This window comes from Pseudomonas sp. NPDC087346 (assembly GCF_044744235.1).
In the GTDB taxonomy this organism is placed as follows: domain Bacteria; phylum Pseudomonadota; class Gammaproteobacteria; order Pseudomonadales; family Pseudomonadaceae; genus Aquipseudomonas.
In genome coordinates this window covers 1-22909 of sequence record NZ_JBIUXX010000041.1, presented here as the reverse complement: position 1 = coordinate 22909, position 22909 = coordinate 1, and the positions used below count along the sequence as shown (strand labels likewise).

Sequence of the window (22909 nt, the reverse complement as noted above, 5' to 3'; positions counted from 1 at the left end):
TAAACGCCGAGCCAAAAAAAGCCCCACGCGGCCAGTCAGCGTGGGGCTTTTTTAGTTTGCGCGCCGGACCAACGCAATCGCTCCAGCTTTTCAGAGCTGTGGATAAATCCGCTCATACAGCAGCACATCGGACGGGCAATCGATCTCGCCCCACGGCTCGTTCGTCGGTGTTCCGCCGACGCGTACGCCCGCTTCAATCGCCCGGGAAAACAGTGAGGTCATATCGACCTGATCGCGTTGCTCGGTACTCAGTCCTTGCAACTGCTCGTTGAGTGCGCGCCAGCCTGTCGGGGTGAGTTTGAACAAACCCATGTATTGGCCCTGGATCTGCTCCAGCGATTCGGCGCGATGGCCGATCTGGCAAATCCGGCCGTTGTCGATGATAAATCGCTCCATGTCATCCAGCGGATTATCGAAGCGTTGCTGCCAGAGCCTGACCGCTTGCGGGTCATAACCGAGGTCGATGTTTTCATCTTTTTGCATCAGATCGCGAACCAGTGTCGGCGAATAAAAGATGTCGCCGTAACTCACCACACAGGGCTGCGAATCCAGCCACTCTGCGGCCGCGCTCAATGACTGGCGAATGCCGGTTGTGCTCCACAGTGGATTGATAAACAACCGGTCGGCGTAAGATTCGAGCATGTCGCTGCGGTAGCCGGCGACGATGCCGATTTCGCTGATGCCGGCGGCACGCAAAGTGCGCACGGTGCGTTCGATCAATGGGGTTTTGTTGAACTCGACCAGCGCCTTGGGCCGCTGATCGGTAAGTGATCCCAGGCGGCTGCCACGTCCGGCCGCGAGAATGATTGCCTTCATGCTGAAACTCCAAAAACCTGCCGCACCAGAGAAAGGTCGGCACTGTCTATCTGTGGGTTGCGTTCGGGATGCCACATCACCGCGCTGTGGCGTGCGCCCGGATGGCTGACGGCTTCGATCACGCCATCCTCGCTCACGGCCTCGACTTCATAACCCGGCGGTGCCGCATAAAAACCGTAATCGTGGAACGAGTTGACCCGGCGCGTCGTACCGCGATATCGAATATCGTGGGCGCCAACATGCGCGGTGACCGGTTCAAGCCTGGCCCCGGCACGGGCGAGCATCACCTGCATGCCGCGACAGACCCCCAGCACCGGCAGCCGCCGCTGTTGCGCCCATGTCAGCAACAACGCTTCGGTCTCATCACGGCAATCAGCACTGCCGGTCAACGCCTGACAACTGCCGCCGCCGGTCAACAACACGCCATCGGGGTGAAAACGTTCCAGTAATTCCTGGCTGACTTGGGGATCGTTCGGCATGTACAACGGCAGCAACGCGCATTGCCCCAGAAACGCAGTCCAGCGCTGATCGATTGCATCACGCCATTCGTCACGCGATGCGTCGTACAGGCGCAGCATGGTCACCGCGATCAAGGTCACGACAGCACCTGAATTCGGCGCTCCGCACAATCGAGAATCAACCGGGTGCTCGACAGCAGACTGCGGAATTTAACGTCGCCAACACCGATGGCGGCAGGAATCGCGAACTCGCGGGCGCGGATCGACATGTGCGAGTTTTCACCACCATAGGCTGTGATAAACCCGGCGATACGATGGGTAAAAATCCAGTCGAATCCCGGGTCGGCGTTCTCGATCAGGACAATGCAGCCTTCGATATCACGTTTACCGCTCTCTTCAGCACGCAGCACAGCGACCGGGGCTTCCGTCGCACTGCGGGTGATGAAGTTCGGATTGCACGATTCAATCGCGTGGGACAGCAAATCCTGCGGCTTGCAGACAATCAGCGGTGTGCGAATCCCTTGGGTCTGCTGCCAGCGCGCCTGATTGCTGGCGATCTTGTCGCGGATTGCATCCAGACGTACTTCTTCCGGATTACCGATGAAGTCGCCTAGCTTGGCGAAGCTCAACTCTTCGAGACTCAACTGGTGATTCTCGCCCCAAGCGGCCAACGCCTTGAGGGCTTGCGAGACAAACGCCCCGTACAGATATTTGACCTTCTCGCGAGCGGCTACCGCAGCGTCGAGAAACTTGAAAAAGTGCTCGGCCGACACTCGGAACTGACATTCATCGAACGCCTGCTGCACGGCTTGACGGATTTCCCGACTGATCACTCGTGGCCCTTCGTCACGATGGGCGCGTTGCAGCGGGGTGTTCCAGTCGAAATAGGCTTCAGGGGCTTCGTCGTAACGCGATACACGCACGTCGTACGTACCGGGACGCACATGGCCGTGCAGACGCAGGAACGCCTCTTTGTGCAAGATCCGGAAATCATCGGCCATTTTGCGTCCGACTGTGTTTACCCCACCGATTACCCAGTCAGTGAAGCCCGCCGGAATCCGCTGCTGGGTTTCCAGCGACTTGATGACCGCCGTGGCGACGAACGCTGCGCGTGCCGCGCCAGAAAATACTTCGCCCACAACTTTCGCGTCGGCCAAAGCATGGCGCAGGCGTTGCAGCGGATCTTCATTCTCGTGATAGCGGTCGAGTTTTTCAGCCTTCTGCTCGATTCGCGGCAGACGTGTCAGATCCGAGAAAAACGGGCCGTCGGCATTGATGATGTGTTCGGTGACGCTTTTAAGCTCGGCCAGATAGAGCTTGCACTGCTGCGCGCTCAAGCCCCTGAAAGCGGGAATCGATTCGGCGGGCGTCGCCGCCAGTTGCGGGGTGAAACAGGTTGGAATGATCGAGAACTCGATCTTGTCGTGCAACGACTGATGAGCCGCCAGATGCTCACAGCACTGGCTGACCACCGAGTTGACGATCGACAGCGGCAGCGTCGCCGGAATGAACGACTCCACGCTGTAAGGAATGCAAATGTACGGTGAACCGCTGAACTGATACATCAACGGTTTGTTGCGCATATCACGGTAACCGTAGCGGAACCGCGCCGAGGCCCAGTTCACATCGGTGATCAGTTCCTTGTACAGCGAGTACGCCAGCGGGCGTGGCTTTACGCCGATCATCTCCGCCGGATTCCAGTCCGGCATCAGACCCAGAAACGCATTGTTACCGAGTTCGGGCTGACGGGTCTTGCGGGCCAGTTCCTGAAGCAGAACCACTTCAGAATCGAGCACCGTGCGCAAAGCCTGATCCGCTTGGGTGTCGATATTCTCGACTCCTTGCCCGGTCATTGGACGAACCTGAAACAGCAGCGGGCCATCCGCAGTGATCGCGAATTCGATGTCCAGCGCATCGCGCTCTGTCAGCTCTTCGACTTCAGCCAGCAGGGCGAACAAGCCTTTGAGCGCCAGTGGTTCGGCACAGCACTGAGATTTGATCGCCACGAACGAATGCACGATGCCGGTGCCAGCCGTAACGCCGTCGGTACCCTGCCCCGGCACGTAATCGACGACGTAATAAGGCAGACCGGTTTCCGGATCCCGCGTCATCGCCACACCCGAAGCCAGCACACCGGTGGCCATGCTCTGGATCAGCACTTCATCGAAATCACGCGCCTGCCCGTAGGATGCAATCACCTGTTCAATGGCCTGCTTCAATGCCGACGCCCCGCGCACATTGCCGACCGAGTCGTACATGCCGGCGCCGGAAACGCCGTCCTGATCCTCGGTCAGACTGCTGGAGCGCACGATCAGCGGTTGATCGGCAAAACGCTTTACGCAGTAATCCAGAATCGCTTGCGGCTTGCTGCGCCAATTCGCGACGGTGAATCGGTGCAGTGGCAGCACGCGACCGGATTTCAGGAACGGGGCAAGGCTTTCCAGTGTTCCGGCTTTACCGGAAAACTCGAAGGGACTGGCTAAAGTCATCGACTGCATGTCGTCTTCCATTGATAGAGATAATTACATTCCGTTGTGGGCAGCGATGACCACCAGGAGCCGGGCAAGCGAGCGATTTACAGCAGTTCAGGACCGGTGTATTTCGCCAGTTCGTTGCCGTACAGCAGCGACAGTTCAGCGAGGAACTCATTGCCCTTTTTCGCCGCTGCGTATGGGCAGCTATCGAGTACGATCACATGCCCGATGGTGCCGATGTTGCCGCTGTAGACACTGACTTCCTGCCCGGCAACGACATGCGCGGTGCAGAACGTGATCTCGTATTTGTCCAGCAGTGGCTGCAACAGGCTCGGGTCGTAACTGGTGGCAATCCGGCCGCCATGACGCGAAGCCACGGTGACCACGGTGCCAGCGGTTTCAATCAGCGAATCGTCAATCTTGATGGCCTCGCCCAAATGCAGGCGGATGAGCATTTCGAACGGATCGATACCGGTGAGCATCCGATACATCTGTGGAGCAACACTGCCCATCATCCGAGCGTTGATCTCGACCAGGCATGGGCCCTTTTCGTCACGAAGCAGCTCAACGTGGTACAGACCGATATCCAGTTTCAGGGCGCTGAATACTTGCTGCACATAGGCCTTGATTTCGTCACGCGCCGCAGTGTCCAGACCCGATGGCATGGTCGCGGTCATTTCGAGAATTTCGTTGTAGTCGGCGCGGAAACGAATGGTCGTGGCGTAGCACGACACCACGCCTTTCTGCACGATGACTTCAGCCGAATGCAGCGTACCGTTCACGTATTCTTCGACCAGATACTCACGGCTGACCAGCGCATCGATCATCGGATCGGAGTCGGCACGCGCCTGACGGATGTTTTCGACGAACGCATCAAAGTCATGCTGGGTGAAGCAGATCGCCGAAAACTGCTTGGAGAAACCACGGGTCGGTTTGACCACGAACGGCAGCGCCAGACGCGGTGCAATGCCCTCTGCCAGTTGGCTTTCGGTCAACACCTGGAAGTCCGGCGAACGGACGTTGTTGGCTCGCAAGGTTTCCCGCAGACGGCTCTTGTACACCGCGCCGCACAGATGCTCATGGCTCGGGTAAGGCGTGCCCAACAACTCGGCTTCGCGAGCGACCGCAACAATCGCTGCTTCGGAGGTGGTGATCAGTGCATCGATCTTGCGGGTGTCGTTGAGCTTCACCAGCAGATCATGAAACTCATCGCCATTGAGCGATTCGACACGAATGTATTCGTCGACATGCTTGAGGTAAGGCTCGATTTTCGATTGATCGCCCTTAACCGAAATTGTCAGGAACGACATGTCGCGCTGGTGGATGAACGTCACATAACAGCCCAGACGCTTGGCAGCTTCAAAGGCCAGCAGACCACTGACTGTGCTGTCGACCAAAACGACGTGTTTCATAAAAAACGCTCCTTGTAGTTATGTGTGGTGAAGAAGAAAACTGCTCAGGGAAAAGACCGCCGCGATGAACGTGACCGTGGGCACTGCCTTGAATTTCGGCAGCTTCAGGTTGGTCACTTGCAGTACGGCGATCACGAATGTCAGCGCCAGCACGGCATGGGCAGTGAGCTTGTCCGCTGCCATCGCCTGAAACGCCAGAGCAAACAGCAAGCCGGAATAAGTGGTTGGCAGCCCGCGATACCCGACCGGGGCATTCGGGTCATTGATGGCAAACACCGCCAGGCGCAGGACGCCCGACAACACCAGAGCAGCGGCGGCCACGACACTTAGTAAAGAAGGGAACAACAGAATCAGGATCAACGCCGGCGCGACGCTGAAATTCAGCAGGTCGGCAAAACTGTCGAGATGTTTGCCGAAAGCGCGACGAGGTGCGTCGGCCGCGAGCCAGGTTCTGGCAATGTGTCCATCGACAAAGTCGAGGATCGCGGCGAGACAAATAATGCTGGCCGCCCACGACAGACTGCCTTGTTGTGCCGTCACGACTGCGGCAAACGACAACAGGATATTGACTGTTGTTACGCAATTAGCCAGATCGAGAAAACGCACGAACGGAAACGCGGGCACAATAATGCGCATCACTGATGACTTCCTTGTCTATGAAATATTATTTATACAGTTTGTTCGACTGGCTTCAGACCAAACGACAGTAACTTTATAACCAGCAAGTAACTAATAGCAAAAACAATACTGGTATAAAACAAGCCAATATGCTCAACCAACAATGAACCGAAGAATATGGTGAAGATCATTCCAGCATAGACCCCGGCATATTGCACCGACGCCACCAGCGGCATTGCATCGCTGGGTGTTGCAAGCACAACGTCCGACTGCAACTTGAAGAACGCCAGTTCAAAGAAAAAGATGTAAAAGAAATAAGCCATGTAACTGGAGGCGAATCCTCCGCCATACGCCGCCGTCATCATGAACAGCGCACTGGCGCAGGCCATCGACAGCGGTGCCAGGCGATGGCCGCGCTTGTTCAGCTTGTAGTAGAGAATCGCCCCGGCCAGCGCAGCCATGCTGTTTACCGCTTGCAGCAGGCCGACGTAACCTTCGGACAAATTCAGTACATGGGCGGGCAGCAGAATCCGCGAAACGTTGAAGAAGCCCTGATAGACACTGACAAAGATGATGAAACTGACGAAGCTGCGACGCAGTTGCGGCGTGGTTTTCATCAGGTTTGAAAAGGTCGCGATCAGCGCTGCGGATTGCGCAGCAACGCCACCGGCCGGACGCTCGGCCCTTGGCAGCAAGAAGGCAGCGAAAGCGGCGCAGGCAAACAGCACAGCGGTAATCAGCATGGCTTGCCACGGTAGCATCTCGCCTTTGACCAGGCCCATCGCAGCGCCAGCAACCCCTCCGGCGATGAACTGCGCAGTGAGGGTCAAGGGCACTGTGGATTCGACATTCTGCGAGTTGAAGTAACACTTGATGGCAACGATGCGACCGACTCGCTGCAACGCATCGAGGGTACCGATGGCGATGCCACCGAAGACGGCAATCAGCGCAACGCTCGGCAGGATCGAATACACCAGCAATGCCACCAGCAGCGCGACGACGTTGGACAACAGCAACAATGTACGAGGGGAGATTCGATCCGACAGCCGATATATCTGCCCGACAAATAACACGGGCAACACCATCGGCGAGAACAGCACTATCTGCGAATACAGAAGACTACCTGTTTCCTTATAGGTGTAATAAGAAAGGTAGATATAACTGAGTGTGGATGCACAGATTGCACAAAGATTAACGACCCATATCAGGATCGTAAGATTTTTAGTCGAGTAGGTAATACGCATGTGATCCTTCACTTCAAAGCTTCCTGCTTGCGACACACACGCTATAGCAAAAAAAAACCCTCGGCAATATTTTTTAACAAATTTGTAACATGCTTATGATAACCGCTAAAACCGCACTATTTCAGTGCAAGTAAGCAGGCAAAAAGTCACTACTCCGTTACAAAACTCCCTCAATAACCCTGCGTCGCATGATGAACTATCAGTGTGAATGATTACTGCCCGGTCAATCTTTAAACGGTAGCCCTTGGTTGCACTAACCCTGTGCGAAACCAACCTGGGTACAACTATCGCTGCATCCACTGCGGTTGCACCCTCACTTCGGACACATCTCGCACAACTTACTGCGATGAAAGCCATGCAGCTCCCTCCGTTGCAAAGTGCCACCATCTGCGGCAATCAATGCCATCCCATGAACAATCGCAGGCCACAGAGGCAAGCTGGCCTGTAGCAAAAAACTCCCCCTAACCCTTGAGCACCACGGAACCGCCCGCAGGGAGCGTCAACTCACTTTCCAGCCCAAGACAGTGGTGCGATTGCTGAGGTCACCATGAACTCCCCGCCACTCTATCGACAACTCGCCAACCACTACCTCGATGCTATTCGCAGCGGCACGCTCAAGGCTGGCGAACGTTTCCCCTCGATTCGCCTGATGATGGAAAAACACGCCGTCAGTCTGTCCACGGCGGTGCAGGTTTGCCGCGAGCTGGAAGGCCAGGGCGTGCTGGAAGCGCGACCACGTTCCGGCAATTTCATCCGCCAACCGGATAAACCGCAAAAGTCGCCGACAGTGATTACGCCGCCCAAGGTCGACAGCGGCGTGTATGTCGGGATTCACGAGCAGGTTTCCTCAGTGCTCAAAGCCAGCCAGCAGGCCTCGATCAAGATCAACTTTTCCAGCGCCTACTGCGCGCCCGAGCTCTATCCGCTGAAGATCTTGCAGAACCACATGGCCAAGGCCCTGCGCACCGATCAGCACTTGCTCGGCACACCAGGATCGGCTTGCGGCAATCCGGCACTGCGTCAGGTGCTCGCCCGACGCGCGTTGGCGAGCAAGGCCAATTTGCCTGCCGAACGCATTGTTATCACCAACGGTGCGACCGAGGCCATCAACCTCGCGTTGCGCGCCGTCACCCAACCCGGCGACACCGTAGCGGTGGAATCGCCGACCTTTTATGGCCTGCTGCAAATTCTCGAAAGCCTGAATTTGCGCGTGCTCGAAGTGCCGACCACGGCGCACAGCGGTTTGAACCTGCTGGCATTGGAACAATTGCTGTCAGGACCGGAGCCGATCCGCGCGATGATCGTGATTCCCAATCTGCAAAACCCGCTGGGCAGCATCATGCCCGACACGCACAAGGCGCGACTGGTCGAGTTGTGCGACGAACACGGCACGGTGTTGATCGAGGACGACACCTATGGTGATCTGGTGGATACCGAGTTGCCGCTATCGACCCTCAAACACTGGGATCGCCACGACAACCTGATTTATTGCGCCTCGCTGAACAAGACCCTGGCACCGGGGATTCGCCTGGGCTGGATCAGTGCCGGGCGCTGGCACGAGCGCGTCGAGATGCTCAAACACACGCAGACCCGAGGCTGCGAAGCGATGTCGCAACTGGCGGTCAGCGCATTCATGAAAACTGCGTCGTACGAGCGTTATCTGCGCCGTTTGCGCAAAACCCTGACCGAGCAGCGCCAGCAGATGAGCGCAGCGATTTTGCGCTACTTTCCCGCCGGCACCCGAGTCACCGAGCCCCGGGGCGGCACCTTGCTCTGGGTGGAGCTGCCCCGGTCGCTGTCGGCGATGACGCTGTTTCATGACGCACTGAAAGTCGGAATCCAGATCACCCCCGGCGATATTTTTTCCAACGCCAAGCGTTTCGGCCACTGCGTGCGCATTGGCTGCGGCACGCCGTTTTCACCGCGCATCGACGAGGCGTTGAAAACCCTCGGGCAGTTGCTCGCCAATCAAGATTAACCGGGAAGGAGCGGCGGCTGGTGCAGACAGATGATGTGCGGGTCGTCGTTCCAATGCGCAAAGCGCTCGGCAATCAGCGGGTCGTGGCCGGGGATCACATGATCCTCGCCGTCCGCCAATGCGTCGATCAGGCTGAACGCTTCCAGCGTCTGCGCCAGGTCATCGAGGATTGGAAACGGACTGCGCTGACGGATGTTGGCCCACAGGTGCGCGGCATCCGAAGCCAGCACAATCCAGCCGCGCTCGGTGAACACCCGCACTACCTGGCTGCCGGGCGTGTGGCCGCCGACCGGGTGCAGCGTGATCCCCGGCAACACCTCGGCGCTGCCGGTGTGCAAACGCAAACGCCCTTCGAACAACGGCGGCAACGCCGACATGACGTCCTCGACCTCGTAGGTTTTGTTCACCGTGCGATGAGCCATTTTCGGCCCGGTGCAGAAGCGTAGTTCGGCTTCCTGCAAATGCACGGTGGCATTCGGAAACAAGCCGAGATTGCCGGCGTGATCCCAGTGCAAGTGAGTCAGGATCAACTGCTTGACCTGCGTCGGATCGATGTCCAGTTGCCGTAGGGAGTTTTCCGGCAGGCGATACATCTGACGGTTGCGCCGATCCGCCGTGGCCGGCTGGAAGCAGGTATCAACCACCACCACATGTTGCGCGTTGCGGATTACCCAGAAGTAGTAATCGAGCGGCATCGCGGCATTCGGATCGCCACAGCAGGCGTCGTAAAGAAAGTTTTCCTTGGCGGTGCGCTGCGCATTGGCGCCGACACGGATGGCGAATACTTCGTACACAGGAACAGTCATTTTCGCTCTCCTGCTCAGGCTGCGCTGGACTTGAGGGTCGGACGGAAATCGAAATCGATTTGCGCGCTGATCCCCAGGTCTTCCGCCAATCGATGCAGACCGCTGTAGTCACGCATGATGGTCGCGTTGCGATTGCTCTCGCGGGTGTCATCAATGATCTGCGCCGCCTCCGCTACACCGAGCTGAGTCAGAATCGCCTCCCACATCGAGTAGTCCTGAGCGACAAACGCACTCAGCGCCTGCGACAAGGTACGTGCGAAAAATTCCCGCTGCGCTGGCTGCATGTTGGCGTACATGACCTTGGCCACCTCGGCCAGCACTTTGCTGTGGGCATACTCGTCGCGGTTGTGCAGTTCGGCGACGCGGCGGTTCTGTGGCTGGATGGTCTGATCATCGGCCAGCAGATCGAGGTAAGCGTTGACGCTGATTTCCGCGACCACGGCAAAGGTGATTGCTGCCAGATCGCGCTGCCACGGCTCGCTCAGTTCTTCACGCAGCGCCGCCAAACGCAGGTAGGTCACCGACGGCGGCAGATCGAGCATGGTCTCGATATTGCGCTCGGCGCGGGTGCGTTCGATGGCACGCAGGTGCATCAGCGTGTGGTAATGCTCGTCGATCAAGGTCTGCTGCATGGCTTCGCGGAAATGCCAGTCGTCAGCACCCAGATACTCGTTGGCGATCACGCTCAACGCCGGGTTCACCACATGTTCCTCGGCAGTGACAGTCCGCAGGTTGTAGCCGATCCAGCCCCAGGTCAGCACCGCACTTTTCAGCTGGTCGCTGAGCGCCTGAAAACCCGGGTGATTGAAAAACGGCACCAGCCGCTCGGGGTAATCCGCACGCGTCGGGTCGAATGCCTCGACCACGTTGGCGCGGTCCGGTGAGCACACGGTGGCCCGTTTGCTCCAGGCCTGATTCAGTCGAACCACCAGTTGATGGTCAACGGTGGCGATCTCGATTGCTGTTTGCATGACACGGTACCTGTAAGCCGCGTACCCGCCATGGGGTACGCCAATGGAATAAATGACGTCGGAAAAATCAGCTCAACCAATAACGCGTGAGGTGTCGCCCCGGGTCGTTGTAGCGGCTGCGAGCGTGGATCATTCGCCAGTTATCCCAGATCAACATGCAGCCATCGGGGATCAGCACCGGGGTGTTGTGCTCGATGAAATACGCCTCGCCCAATCGAGCGAATCGCGCCAGTGGTGCATCGCTGTCGGCGACTTGCGATTGCTCCAGCGCCTGCTTCGACGGGTTCACATCGCCGTAGTGAAACTGGTTGTAGCTGAAGCGGAAAATATCTCCCGCCTCGGTCGGCGTGAGGATGTATTCCATCACCCGACGCTGATCCGGCTCACCAGGTTTGGCGGTGGCGACGAACTCTACCGGAGTGTCGTGCAGCCATTCGCGCAGTTCCGGATCGCTGCTTTGCAGTGACTGCAAAAACTCAATGCCATCCACCAGTCCGGTGTGCCCACCGCCGCAGGTCGCCTGCCGAAGACAATGCAGGGCCAGATAACGCGGCGGCGGGCCGTAGACCGGCGCTTCGGTGTGCGGGCCGATGCCGTTCATGCTCTGCGAATACGGCAGGTCTTCGTAGCCTGGTTTGCGGGTGATGGCGAAAGCCGTTTGCCCGTTGAACTGCGGAATAATCGGCCCGAAGCCCTGTAAAACGCCCTCGACATCGTGGGCAAATTCCTCCGGAGTCAGCACTGTCCAGCCGCGCATTGCCAATTCCTCATGGCGATGGCCCAGCGCAACGTAAGGTGCAGACACAGCGAGTCCTTGATCTGACATGGTGGCAGTCCTTTTTCTTATTCAGGCGTTAACGGTTGAGGTGTACGCCGCGATCAACTCGCGGCAAGCAGTGCCCGGTTCGAAGCGCTGCTGATCGATGCTTTGCACCGGGGTAATTTCGGCGGCGGTGCCGGTGAGAAAACACTCATCGAAGTCGCCAAGTTCCGTAGGCAAAATCGTCCGCTCGATGACCTGGTAATCCAGTGCCTGCGCCAGTTCGATCACCGTCTGGCGGGTGATGCCATTGAGGAAACAATCGGCCAGCGGCGTGTGCAACGTGCGCCCTTTGGCGAAGAACACATTGGCACTGGTGGCCTCGGCCACATGCCCGCGCCAGTCGAGCATCAAGGCGTCGTGGTAGCCGTTGTTTTCCGCGTCGTGCTTGCTCAACGTGGCGATCTGATAATGCCCGGAGGCCTTGGCTTCGAACGGACTGCTTTCAGGTGGCGGCCGGCGCCATGACGCAGTTTTCAAACGAATCCCGGCCATGCGCGCCGCCGGGTCGAAGTAGCTTGGCCACTGCCAGCAGGCAATCGCCACATGCACCCGATTGAAGCGCGCCGAAGTAGAAATCATCTCGCTGCCGCGCCACGCCACCGGTCGCAAGTAACCATCGATCACGCCGTTGCGTTGCAGCAGTTGTTGACTGGCGTCTTCCAGTTCTGCCGGCGAATACGGGATCTCGAAGTCCATCAGTTGCGCCGAGCGGTACAGGCGTTGCGTGTGCTCACTGAGTTTGAAGATCTTTCCTGCATACACGCGCTCACCTTCGTACACAGTGCTGGCGTAATGCAGCCCGTGACTGAGCACATGCAGACGCGCCTGCGACCACTCGACAAACTCGCCATCGAGCCAGATCACGCCGTCGCGTTGATCGAACGGAATTGCGCTCATGCTCTTTTCTCTCCTTGGATGTTCATGGGGCCTACGCGCTTTGCAGCAACACGGGTATCAATTCAGGCGTGGCCGGTGCGTCGGTCTCAAAGAAAAACCGCTGCTCACCGAAGGCCGGGCGCAACTCATCGAACCAGGTCGCCTGCGGGTCGAACCGTGCATAGAAAGTGCGCAAAACCCACTGCGGGTCGCGTGCCTGAAGAAACTGCAAGACGAAGACTTTTTCCCCGGCGACGGTCTCGATGCCGTTGATCAGAACCTTGCCGTAGAAGGTGCTCATGGAAGGCCCACGCACCGTGCGCGCCAGCCCGGAGACCGTGCGATAGGCCGCCTGAAAAATCTCGAAAGCGCGGGCCAGCGGCATCGCGAAGTAGTGGCTCGGCCCGGTGTCACGCTCGACGAACATGTAATAAGGAACCGCCCCGAGGCGTACACCTTCAGTCCACAACGTCGCCCAGTCCGCCGGGTTTTCGTTGATATGGCGGATCACCGGCGCCTGCATGCGCAGGGTCGCGCCGGTCGCACGAATATTCGCTACAGCCTGTCGGGCGATATCCTGCTGCAACTCCACCGGGTGGTTGTAGTGGCCCATGATCGACAGGTTTTTACCGGCAGCGATGATGTGCCTGAAAAGTTCCAGCAACTCGGGCGCATCCTTGTCGCTGACAAAGCGCTGCGGCCAGTACGCCACCGACTTGGTGCCGATGCGGATGCTCTTCAGGTGTGGCAACGCCAGCAGTGGCTCGATGTAACCGGCCAGCGAGCGGGTGTTCATGATCATCGGGTCGCCACCAGTGATCAGCACATCGGTGACTTCGGTGTGCTGTTTCAGGTAGCTCACCAGCTCCTGGGACTCCTTGGCGTTGAACTTCAATTCTTCCTCGCCAATGAACTGCGCCCAGCGGAAACAGAAGGTGCAGTAGGCGTGACAGGTTTGCCCGGCGCCGGGGAAAAACAGCACGGTCTCGCGGTACTTGTGCTGAATGCCCGACAAAACCTTACCGTCGAGCGTGACGCCGTTGTGCGTCAGTTGCCCGGCCGGGTGTGGATTCATCCGCAGCCAGATCGCTTCGATCCGACGCTTGATTGCTGCCGGGTCGTCCTGCTCGATCAGACGTTTGAGCGCCTCGTACTCGTCCGGCAGCAGCATGTCGCGGTGCGGAAAGGTCATGCGGAAAATCGGATCATCCGGGATGTTGTCCCAGTTGATCAGCGTGCTCAGCACGTAGTCGTTGGTACGAAAAGGCATCACCCGCGCCACCACGGTCATGGCTTCCTGCAAGGCAGGCGTGAGTTTTTGCCAATACGGCGTGTCGCGAATACTGCGTGAGTTGTAGGGTTTGTAGCGTTCGGCAAGTCCGTTCATGACAGCGCTCCCTGACTGGCCAGATTAGTGTTTCGGCGCGAGGCTGCGCGGCTGATCCAGCCACGCCTGCACGCTGTCGCGCTGCCATTGGCGGCGCACGTAATCAGCCAGTTGCGCCGGCATCGGATCACCATTGGCCAGCAGACGGTTGAGCATGATCGCCAGGTCGGTGTCGGCAATGCTCCACTCGCCAAACAGATGCTCGGCGCCCTGCTCCAGCAATTGCCCGGCGACAAAGTACAAGCGCTGCACCGCGCTCTGCGCATCGGCGGACAACGGCGTATCGCGTGGACCGAAGTAAATGAGGTCGGCCGGGCGCTCCTTGCGAATCACCAGCAAGTCGCTGCGCAGCCACGCTTGCAGCTGCCGGGCACGAGCGCGCTGGCGCAGATCCTGCGGCAAGAGTTTCGGGTGGCCGGGGGCGATTTCGTCGAGGTACTCGGCAATGGCCGAGGACTCGGACAAGGCGAATCCTTCATGGACCAGCGTCGGGATCTTGCAGGTCAGGGAAAGATCGCGATAAGCCGGAAGATAGTTCTCCCGCGCCTTCAAATCGACAGTAACGATATCGAATGAAAGTTGTTTTTCCTTCAGCCCGACAAATGCCGACATTGCAAAAGCACTGACAAAGTCCGCCCCAACATACAACTTAAGCTTTGCACTTTCCATGAAACACTCCTGTGTATTAAGCGCAGTCAAGCGCACCACTAAAAGCGGGTGCGAAGGTTTGCTTGAATGCCTTGGAAGTGATCCTAGTAAGTTGCATACAGGCTGAACAGATACAGAATTTGTCTGTTTATATCGATACAGGACTTAGTTCAACGAACAGTAAAAAAAACCATAAAAAAAGGGAGCCATCGGCTCCCTTGTCGTTAATGCCCCGCGTCAGGCCGGGCTGGTGATCAGCCCATGGCTGTCGGCAAAATTGGCCAGCAAGGCCATTTGCGGCATGTTGCTCAGGTTGAGCATTGCCAGGGGTTCATCACCCTCGCTGTTACTGAAACCATGGGTGGTCCAGGCCGGAACCAGTAGCACATCGCCGGGCCCGACCGTTACAGGCTGGGCGTCGCCGAGGGTCAGGCTGCCGTGGCCGGACTGGATGATGAACAGATGCCACCAGGCGTGGGCATGCCCTTTGAGCCCGACACCGGGGTTGAGCCATTGCATGGCCATGGCCATCCCGGGTGTCACTTCGCAGCCCATCAGGCTGGGAGCTGATGCGAGGGCAACGATGTCCACATCGTCGCTTTCGAGGGACTGACGCATGCCCGCCAGTTGCGCGTTGCTCCAGACTTTCGGGCTGAGCGGACGATGATGCAAACTTCGCCGAAAGTCCTTGTAGGAAAAGAATTCGCCCCTGATACCGCTCATGTAATCCTGCCTGTTATCAATAACTTTTGTTGGCCAACACTAGTTGAGCAACCTTTCCCTGTAAAGTTATATAAGCAGCACTTACAACGCCGAAGGTCGCAATGCAGCAATCATGTCCACTTCAATTGCCGCGTTTTTCGGTAGTTGATAAACGCCGATGGTGGTACGGGTATGTTTACCCGCTTCGCCCAGCACACGAGTGAATACATCGGACGCACCGTTGGCCACTTCGCTCAGGTCGACAAAATCGGCGGTGGATTTGACGTACACCGTCACCCGCAGCAGCGATTTGATCTTGTCCAGCGAGCCGATCGTATCGACGATCAACGCCAGCCCGCGCATTGCGCTGATGGCCGCCGCAGCCTGGGCATCGATCAGGTCCAGTTCCAGGCCAACCCGGCCGGGATAATGGATTCTGCCGTTCATGCGCGGCACCAGACCGCTGACGTACAGTTCATCGTGATGGCGTATCAGCGGCGCGTAATGGCCACCGGCGGTGTTTTCACCATAGATGTCATAGTCCATCTGCTTGGCCAGCGCGATAAAACGCTCATCACAGGTCTGCTTTTCTAAAATCATCGACTTCACCCTCTGAATCACTACTACAAAATTTTTCCGTCAACCGGCCAAGGCCAGCGCGGTGACTTCGATCCGCGACTCGATGGCCTCGGCCAGTCGCTGCAAGTCGTCACTGAGCTGCGGGTAATCGCGGTTGAACAACACGATGTGGCCGACAAACGCGGTGTTGTCCTGCACCAGTGCGGTCACCGAGTCGCCGATCTGCTTGGCGTAGGACGCCTCCAGCAGTTCGATGCCCAGCGCAGCGGCCAGCGCCTTGATGTCCGGTGCCGAACGTAGAATGCCGCCGGAAGGCGAGCGCAACAGGCGAATCCCGCAATGACCGCGAGCAACCGGCACGTGTGGCCGGACGCGGCCCTCCACTGCCCAGCGCACCCAGCGTTCCCATGGATCAAAATTGATGAATGCCTCACGGGCCAGATCCCAGATGTGCATGCCACCGGGGCGCATATTGGTTTCCACGGCAGAACTCAGGCCGTCGCTGCGCAAGAACACTTCGTTGTGCCAGGCACCGTTATTGGCCGACACCAGTGCCGCCATGTGCTGCCCCGCCGCCATCAGGCGCGTCTGCACCTCGGCGGACAACGGCGCCGGCACCACTTGCTGGATCTCGGCGCGGTAGGCGCCTTCGGTGGTGGTTTTCTCGGTGATCCAGGTGCTGCCCGCGACGTCATCCCAACTGTATTCACGGGCGTTCTGAATCAGCTCTTCGAGGACGATGCCGCCTTCGCGATAGGGCTTGAGTGCCTGCCAGACGTCGTCGCACTCCGCTGGGTGATGGATCACCCGACAGCCCCGACTGGCGCCTTCGCAAGCGGGTTTGATGAAGGCTTTGCCGCCGAGAGCGATGACCCGTTCACGCAATTGCGCGAGGCTGTCGATGCGCATCGATACCACTGGGCGATAGTCCGCCGGAGCTGAATCGGCGCTGGCTTCGAGTTGACGGAAGATCTGCTTGTCGAGCCCGGCCCGCGCTTCTGCCGGGGCAATGCCCGGCAGGTCAAAATGCTTGGCCAACGCCGCGCCGAGTAACACGCCGCGATCAGAAAACGGCAGCACGCCCAGCAACTTCCACCGGTCGGCACTCAGGCAATCGGCGACCAATTGCACTGAGTCGGATACGTCCTGCTCGGCAAATGACGTGGTGCAAACATGATCAGCCACCCGGTGATCGTCCGGGTGAATCTGCTCGACCAGCAACACCAGCCGCGCGTGGTACAGGCGATGGCACAACTCGCGCAGCTTCTGAATATCGTTGACCCGGTTGCCGTTGTAACCGACCACCACCATGCAAGACGTCGTGTTCATAACTACCTCTGACTGCGTGTAGGTAAACCACTGAATCAATCGTGCAACGCTGCGTTGGAGCGACGGACCATCCAGTACCAGGCGAGAATCCCGGCCGCGCCGAGCAAGGCCAGCAACAGCGCGTTGTACGGCGCCGGCACCACGCGCATGACCAGCACGGTCAAACCCGCGCCGACGCCCAGCGAGACTTCTTTGACGAACATGTTGTTTTGCTTAACCGAGAAGTAGTCGAGGTAGCTGAACGCGCACTCGGCGATCGACAGCAGCGCGACCCAGATCAACGCGCCGAGCAAGGTCTCGACATGGAATGCGGAAGGCGTCGACAGCACGGCGAAGCCACCGACGATGATCGTAATCACGGTGACTACCTTGAAGCGGCCGGTGCGTTCGATCAGGTTCATCACCGGCACTTGGGCGAACACCACCACCGCGCTGTTGACGATCAGCATCAGGCCGTACCAGGTCGGCAATTCACCAGTCTTGAGCAGGATCGCCTGAGGCAGGATCGAGAACACGCCGAACAGCTTGATGCCCATGATGATTCCGGCGATCACCCATGGCAGTTTGTTGCGCCAGCCACTGCCTTCCTGAGTTGTCGGACGGGCCACGCTCGGTTCGATACTGAACTTCGCGCCGAGGGCAATCGGCAGGCACAGCAGCACGAATGCCGCAGCGCCGAGGAAAAACATGGTTGGGGTGAGCAGCGGCGACAACAGGATCAGCCCCGCCACCAGACTGCCCATGTTCATCGCGACCCGGTTGTAGGCCGCGCCTTCCTTGGTTTGCGCCGCTTCACTCTTGATCAGGTAACCGGCAATCGCGATGCCGTAGGCGAACAGCGCGGCGGCAAACATCACCATTCCTTGATTGCTGGTGAGTGCCAGCAGCACCAGGCCGAGACTGGCGCACAGCAGCGTCACGCTCAGCGAGCGGCGACCGAGAATCAGCAAAGTCAGCGGCAGCAGTAACAACAAGGCGCGGTAGCCGAGGGCGAGGATGCTGTTGGTGGCAGTGTCGAGCCAGACGTTGGCCTTGCCCAGCACCGCGAACAGCGACACGGCGGTGATCATGCGGATCACGAACAACCGCACGTTGATTACCGGTTTGGCGACGGCAACCGTTGTTTCAATACTCATTGCAAAACCCCTTACCACCACAATCGAAAAGTCTGTAAGGCGATGGTAGAGACGCGCACATGTTCCGGTCAGAGCAAGTTCGTATAGAATCCAACGAAGTTTACTGTCGGAGAGACCAGTAAAATGCAGGTTCAACGCGCCGTGATCGCCGCGATCGAGTTCCAGCCGGGTGTGCCGCTGGTGCAGCAGATCGTCGATGAACTGTCCCGGGCCATCAGCACTGGCCGCCTGCCCCACGGCGCCAAGCTGCCGCCGATCCGCGAGCTGTCCGAGCTGATGAACGTCGGCAAGTCGACGGTGGTCGACGCCCTCGACCGCTTGCGCGCCAAAGGCCAGGTTGTGTCGCGTCAGGGTTCGGGGCATTACGTGCACCGCGCAAGCAGCTCGATGCCTGGAGGCAAAGGCCCGGATCTACAACCTCAGGACACCCTCAGCGTGGTGCGCCGCGCCCTGTTGCTGGACAACGGCGCGCTGCGTCCCGGCTGCGGATTTCTGCCGTCCTCGTGGCTACCCGCCGAAGAACTGCTGAAAGCCGTGCGCGGCACCTTGCGTGCGACGACGCTGCGCATGGGTGAGTACGGCGTTGCCGGCGGCTATCCGCCGCTACGTCAGGCGCTGCGGGTGAAGCTGGCGACCTTCGGTATCGAGGTGCCGGTCGATCAGATCATCACCACCGCCAACACCATGCAGGCCATCGACCTGCTGATGCGCCTGCTGATCAAACCCGGTGACACCGTGGTGCTCGACGACCCGTGCTACTTCAACCTGCACGCCAATCTGGCGCTGCACGGAGCCAAGGTCGTCACCATCCCGCGCGACTGCGATGGCATGGATCTGGACGCGTTCGAGCAGTTGGTCATTACCCATAAACCGGTGCTGTACATGACCAACAGCACTTTGCATAACCCGACCGGTCACTCGTTCTCGCCGGCGCAGGTCTACCGACTGGTGGAGTTGAGCCACCGCTACGGCTTCCACATCGTCGAAGACGACTTGTACTGCGACATCCAGCAACGCCGCACGCCGCGACTGGCAGCGAGCGGGCTGGACAACATCAGCTACGTCTCGGGATTCTCGAAAACCCTGACCGCCAACAGCCGGGTCAGCTACGCAGTGCTGTCGCCAGCCCTCGCGGCGCGGATGATTGCGCTGAAGATGGCCTGCGGTGGCGTTACCTCGGAACTGGCCGAGCAAATCACCTGCACCATGCTCAACGACGGCAGCTACGCCAAACATGCGCGGCGCACCGTGGATCGTCTGTACGAGTCCAACAGCCGGGTAGCGAGCTGGCTGGTCGAGGCCGGTTGCTCGGTGTCTTCGTTGCCGGGCGAAGGCCTGTTCATCTGGACCCGCCTGCCCGCCGGCAAAAATGCCGAAAGCCTTGCCCGACGTGGTCTGGAAAATGATCTGGTGCTGGCACCGGGAACCCTGCTGAGCAAAGCCGCAGACGCCAATAACCACCTGCGGTTCAACGTGGCGCACAGTGATCACGTGCAGGTGCGAGAGCGGTTTTTCCGGTTGTTGGAGACTGAATAGCGTTCAGTATCAGCCAACAACAAAAAAGCCCCACTTCGATTGCAAAGTGGGGCCTATGCCATTTGCGCAAAAAACCTAAACAGCGCCAAGCCGCTCGACCATGTCAGGAAACTTCCCGACCAATCTGATCAAAAGGGCCGCTTGGGCATTAGGCTTCGACTTCTCTTGCTCCCAGTTCCTGAGAGTGCTGGGGCTCGTCCGGATTCGCTTGGCGAACACCGCTTGGGACATATGCAACTTCTCCCTAAGCGCAACGATTTCCTGCGCACCAACCTCAAGGACTGGCTTGTCCTCAATCGTCGTATTTCGCAAGGTAATCTTGCCTTCGCGTTGAGCTGCCATCTCATCAACGCCCTGCATCAACTCTGCAAACAGGTCGCGCTTTTTCATTGGGTACCTCGTGTTTTCAACTCTCTTTCTATCGGCGAACTATAAGCAGATTGCGCATAGACAAGATATTAAAAAATACCCAAGCCAGATAAACATTTACCCAATAAAAAACCCCGCGCATCTCACGATGGCGGGGTTTTTACTGTTGCTGCAACCTTACGGCGCGTACGTCAGCAGCAACTCGGCTGGCACCTTGAAGTCCAGGGACATCATGACGCTCAACGCAGTGATGGTGAAGATCGAGAACACGAACAGCTTGCGTGCCCAGACCGTGTCATCCACCGCTTTGTAGCCGGTCCAGGCCATGTACAACCAGTACATGCCCATGGCCGCGGCCACTGCGAGGTAGCTCATGCCGGCATAGCCGCTGAAGGTCAGCATCAAGGTCGCCACGAGGAACGCCAGGATGTAGAGCAGGATGTGCTTCTTGGCCACTTGAATCCCGCGCTTCACTGGCAACACCGGAATCGATGCAGCCAGATAATCGTTGAAGCGGAAGATCGCGATGGCGTAGGAATGCGGCATCTGCCACAAGCTGAACATCACCAGCAGGGTCAGCGCGGCCATGTCGAAGCTGTTGGTTACGGCCACGTAACCGATCACTGGCGGCATGGCGCCCGACAGACTGCCCACCAGCGTGCCGTGAACCGACTTGCGCTTGAGGTACAGGCTGTAGAAGCCGACGTAGATAACGAAGCCGATTACGGCGAACAGGGCAGCCAACGGGTTGGCCACCTTGTACAACAACGCAACGCCGAGAACACCCAGGACGGTCGCATAGATCAGGGCCAGTTTCAGGGAGATCAAGCCCTGAACCAGCACGCGGTTCTTGGTGCGTTCCATCTTGATGTCGATGTCGCGGTCGATGCAGTTGTTGAACACGCAACCGGAGGCGACGACCAGGGACGTGCCGATCATGGCTGCCAGAAACACGGCCAGATCGACATGCCCTTTCGAGGCCAGGAAGAACCCGCCTGCCACAGAAAGCACGTTACCGAAAATGATCCCCGGTTTGGTGATTTGGATAAAGTGCTTGAGCGACATTCGGGTCTACCTCACTTCGCCATCATGTACGTGTGGATGCTGAACATGATCCACAGCGACAGGCCAACCAGCAGCACGATCACAATCGCGGCGAACACGAAGGCAATCACGTTGTTACGTTGCGCAGCCGAACGATCCAGGTGCAGGAAGTACACGAGGTGAACAACTACCTGGATCACGGCGAAAGCCAGAACGATCATCAGCGTGATCGACTTCGGCAACGACGGGTACATCACCAGCGCAAACGGAATTGCAGTCAGGATTACCGACAGGATAAAACCGATCGCGTAAGACTTGACGCTGCCGTGGCTGTCGTCGTGGCTGTCATGGGAGTGTGCATTAGCCATTACAGGGTCCCCATCAGATAAACAACGGTGAATACGCAGATCCAGACCACGTCCAGGAAGTGCCAGAACAGGCTCAGGCAGCTCAGACGAGTCTTGTTGGTTGCGGTCAGGCCGTGCTTGTTGACCTGGTACATCATGATGCCCATCCAGATCAGACCCGCCGAAACGTGCAGACCGTGGGTACCGACCAGGGTGAAGAACGCGGACAGGAAGCCCGAACGGCTAGGACCGTAGCCCTCGGAGATCAGCAGGTGGAACTCGTTGATCTCCATGGCGATAAAGCCAGCGCCGAGCAGGAAGGTCATGAACAACCAGCCCAGAACCTGCTGCTTCTTGCCTTTGAACAACGCCAGCATGGCGAAGCCGTAGGTGATCGAACTGAACAACAGCAGAGCGGTTTCGCCCAGCACGTATGGCAGTTCGAAGATGTCGTGGCCCGCCGGGCCACCCGCTACGTTGTTTACCAGTACCGCGTACACCGCGAAGATCGACGCAAACAGAATGCAGTCGGTCATCAGGTAGAGCCAGAAACCGTATACGGTCATCTCGCCCGAATCGTGGTGATGGTCATCGTGCCCATGTTCACCATGGGCGTGTCCAGCATTGGTCACTAAATTCGACATGGTTTAAGCCTGTTCCAACGAGGTTTCAACACGGGTGGCGGAAGCCGGGATTTTCCCTGCCGCGACCAGACGCTTGTGCTGCTCGGCTTCGATACGCTCGATCGTTTCAACCGGAACCATATAGCCCTGGTCGTCACGTGCAGCGTGGATCACGAAGTACACAACGGTGCCGACCAGACTTGCGATCGCCAGCCACCAGATGTGCCAGATCATCGCGAAACCGAACACGGTCAGCAGTGCGCCCATGACCACACCGGTAGCGGTGTTGTTTGGCATGTGGATCGGCTCGTACTTGGCCGGAGCCTGGTACGCAGTACCGTTTTCCTTGGCTTCGGTGAACGGGTCGATGCAGTCAGCCTTAGGCAGCACAGCGAAGTTGTAGAACGGAGGTGGCGACGAGGTCGACCATTCCAGAGTGTGCGCATTCCACGGGTCACCGTGATCGCAGATGTTCTCTGGCTTGTTGCGGTCACGCACACTGACGTACAGCTGAATCAGTTGGCAGGCGATACCGGCAGCAATCATCACCGCACCGAACATGGCAACGTACAGGTACGGTACCCACTCAGGGTTGGTGGTGGCGTTCAGACGACGGGTCATGCCCATGAAGCCCAGTGCATAGAGCGGCATGAACGCGACGTAGAAGCCCGAGATCCAGAACCAGAACGCTGCTTTACCCCAGCCTTCGTGCAGCTTGAAGCCGAACGCTTTC

23 protein-coding genes are annotated in these 22909 nt (G+C 58.3%); 2 read left to right on the top strand and 21 right to left on the bottom strand.

Annotated features, from left to right (window positions below; genetic code table 11):
* Positions 1-90 precede the first annotated feature (90 nt).
* The 6 genes from ACIOZM_RS21825 to ACIOZM_RS21800 all read right to left on the bottom strand — a co-directional run bounded on the left by ACIOZM_RS21825 (position 91) and on the right by ACIOZM_RS21800 (position 7022).
* A complete protein-coding gene (locus ACIOZM_RS21825; protein WP_401217051.1) occupies positions 91-816 on the bottom strand; it encodes an NTP transferase domain-containing protein in 726 nt (241 codons plus the stop codon).
* Complete coding sequence (locus ACIOZM_RS21820; RefSeq protein ID WP_401217048.1) at positions 813-1415, bottom strand: gamma-glutamyl-gamma-aminobutyrate hydrolase family protein; 603 nt, start codon at positions 1413-1415, stop codon at positions 813-815. The genes ACIOZM_RS21825 and ACIOZM_RS21820 overlap by 4 nt, the downstream gene beginning before the upstream one ends.
* Positions 1412-3772, bottom strand: coding sequence for a PEP/pyruvate-binding domain-containing protein (locus ACIOZM_RS21815; RefSeq protein WP_401217045.1), 2361 nt, complete (start codon positions 3770-3772; stop codon positions 1412-1414). The genes ACIOZM_RS21820 and ACIOZM_RS21815 overlap by 4 nt, the downstream gene beginning before the upstream one ends.
* Before the next feature lie 77 nt (positions 3773-3849).
* Positions 3850-5160, bottom strand: a complete 1311-nt coding sequence (locus ACIOZM_RS21810; RefSeq protein WP_401217043.1) for an ATP-grasp domain-containing protein — start codon at positions 5158-5160, stop codon at positions 3850-3852.
* Positions 5161-5178: 18 nt separating this feature from the next.
* Complete coding sequence (locus ACIOZM_RS21805) at positions 5179-5796, bottom strand: CDP-alcohol phosphatidyltransferase family protein (RefSeq protein ID WP_401217123.1); 618 nt, start codon at positions 5794-5796, stop codon at positions 5179-5181.
* 32 nt (positions 5797-5828) lie between these two features.
* Entirely contained in the window at positions 5829-7022 is a 1194-nt protein-coding gene (locus ACIOZM_RS21800) for an MFS transporter (protein WP_401217040.1), read from the bottom strand.
* A 547-nt stretch (positions 7023-7569) separates the two neighbouring features.
* Between ACIOZM_RS21800 and ACIOZM_RS21795 the strand changes: the two genes are divergently transcribed.
* Positions 7570-9000 carry a PLP-dependent aminotransferase family protein gene (locus tag ACIOZM_RS21795; protein ID WP_401217037.1) on the top strand — a complete coding sequence of 477 codons (1431 nt, stop codon included), beginning with the start codon at positions 7570-7572 and terminating at the stop codon, positions 8998-9000.
* Here ACIOZM_RS21795 and ACIOZM_RS21790 read toward each other — a convergent pair.
* The 10 genes from ACIOZM_RS21790 to ACIOZM_RS21745 form a co-directional block, all read right to left on the bottom strand.
* Positions 8997-9806: an N-acyl homoserine lactonase family protein gene (locus ACIOZM_RS21790; protein WP_401217034.1), complete on the bottom strand. Its 810-nt coding sequence runs from the start codon at positions 9804-9806 to the stop codon at positions 8997-8999. The genes ACIOZM_RS21795 and ACIOZM_RS21790 overlap by 4 nt on opposite strands.
* A gap of 14 nt (positions 9807-9820) precedes the next feature.
* Positions 9821-10777: a diiron oxygenase gene (locus tag ACIOZM_RS21785; protein WP_401217031.1), complete on the bottom strand. Its 957-nt coding sequence runs from the start codon at positions 10775-10777 to the stop codon at positions 9821-9823.
* A 67-nt stretch (positions 10778-10844) separates the two neighbouring features.
* Positions 10845-11603 carry a TauD/TfdA family dioxygenase gene (locus tag ACIOZM_RS21780; RefSeq protein ID WP_401217028.1) on the bottom strand — a complete coding sequence of 253 codons (759 nt, stop codon included), beginning with the start codon at positions 11601-11603 and terminating at the stop codon, positions 10845-10847.
* 21 nt (positions 11604-11624) lie between these two features.
* Complete coding sequence (locus tag ACIOZM_RS21775) at positions 11625-12497, bottom strand: branched-chain amino acid aminotransferase (RefSeq protein ID WP_401217025.1); 873 nt, start codon at positions 12495-12497, stop codon at positions 11625-11627.
* 31 nt (positions 12498-12528) lie between these two features.
* Positions 12529-13863 carry a KamA family radical SAM protein gene (locus ACIOZM_RS21770; RefSeq protein WP_401217022.1) on the bottom strand — a complete coding sequence of 445 codons (1335 nt, stop codon included), beginning with the start codon at positions 13861-13863 and terminating at the stop codon, positions 12529-12531.
* A 24-nt stretch (positions 13864-13887) separates the two neighbouring features.
* The gene (gene yfcF / locus ACIOZM_RS21765; RefSeq protein WP_401217019.1) at positions 13888-14532 is read right to left on the bottom strand and encodes a glutathione transferase; all 645 of its coding nucleotides are present in this window, start codon (positions 14530-14532) and stop codon (positions 13888-13890) included.
* Positions 14533-14748: 216 nt separating this feature from the next.
* The gene (locus ACIOZM_RS21760) at positions 14749-15234 is read right to left on the bottom strand and encodes a cupin domain-containing protein (RefSeq protein ID WP_401217017.1); all 486 of its coding nucleotides are present in this window, start codon (positions 15232-15234) and stop codon (positions 14749-14751) included.
* 81 nt (positions 15235-15315) lie between these two features.
* Positions 15316-15813, bottom strand: coding sequence for a RidA family protein (locus ACIOZM_RS21755; protein WP_401217014.1), 498 nt, complete (start codon positions 15811-15813; stop codon positions 15316-15318).
* A gap of 39 nt (positions 15814-15852) precedes the next feature.
* Positions 15853-17121 (bottom strand): acetyl-CoA carboxylase biotin carboxylase subunit family protein, encoded by a 1269-nt coding sequence (locus tag ACIOZM_RS21750; protein ID WP_401217011.1) that lies wholly within the window; start codon positions 17119-17121, stop codon positions 15853-15855.
* Positions 17122-17156: 35 nt separating this feature from the next.
* The gene (locus ACIOZM_RS21745; RefSeq protein ID WP_401217008.1) at positions 17157-18257 is read right to left on the bottom strand and encodes a hypothetical protein; all 1101 of its coding nucleotides are present in this window, start codon (positions 18255-18257) and stop codon (positions 17157-17159) included.
* A 123-nt stretch (positions 18258-18380) separates the two neighbouring features.
* Here ACIOZM_RS21745 and ACIOZM_RS21740 point away from each other — a divergent pair, with 123 nt between their 5' ends.
* A complete protein-coding gene (locus ACIOZM_RS21740) occupies positions 18381-19793 on the top strand; it encodes a PLP-dependent aminotransferase family protein (protein WP_401217005.1) in 1413 nt (470 codons plus the stop codon).
* Positions 19794-19868: 75 nt separating this feature from the next.
* Here the strand turns inward: ACIOZM_RS21740 and ACIOZM_RS21735 are convergent, their stop codons facing one another.
* From ACIOZM_RS21735 to ACIOZM_RS21715, 5 genes are all read right to left on the bottom strand, one after another.
* Positions 19869-20183, bottom strand: coding sequence for a helix-turn-helix domain-containing protein (locus ACIOZM_RS21735; protein WP_401217002.1), 315 nt, complete (start codon positions 20181-20183; stop codon positions 19869-19871).
* Between the two features lie 156 nt (positions 20184-20339).
* Positions 20340-21227 carry a heme o synthase gene (gene cyoE / locus ACIOZM_RS21730; RefSeq protein WP_401216999.1) on the bottom strand — a complete coding sequence of 296 codons (888 nt, stop codon included), beginning with the start codon at positions 21225-21227 and terminating at the stop codon, positions 20340-20342.
* Positions 21228-21238: 11 nt separating this feature from the next.
* Entirely contained in the window at positions 21239-21574 is a 336-nt protein-coding gene (gene cyoD / locus ACIOZM_RS21725) for a cytochrome o ubiquinol oxidase subunit IV (RefSeq protein WP_221731491.1), read from the bottom strand.
* Entirely contained in the window at positions 21574-22197 is a 624-nt protein-coding gene (gene cyoC / locus ACIOZM_RS21720; protein WP_401216997.1) for a cytochrome o ubiquinol oxidase subunit III, read from the bottom strand. The genes cyoD and cyoC overlap by 1 nt, the downstream gene beginning before the upstream one ends.
* A gap of 3 nt (positions 22198-22200) precedes the next feature.
* Positions 22201-22909, bottom strand: a 709-nt coding sequence (locus tag ACIOZM_RS21715; RefSeq protein ID WP_401216995.1) for a cbb3-type cytochrome c oxidase subunit I, incomplete at its 5' end; no start/stop codon positions are given.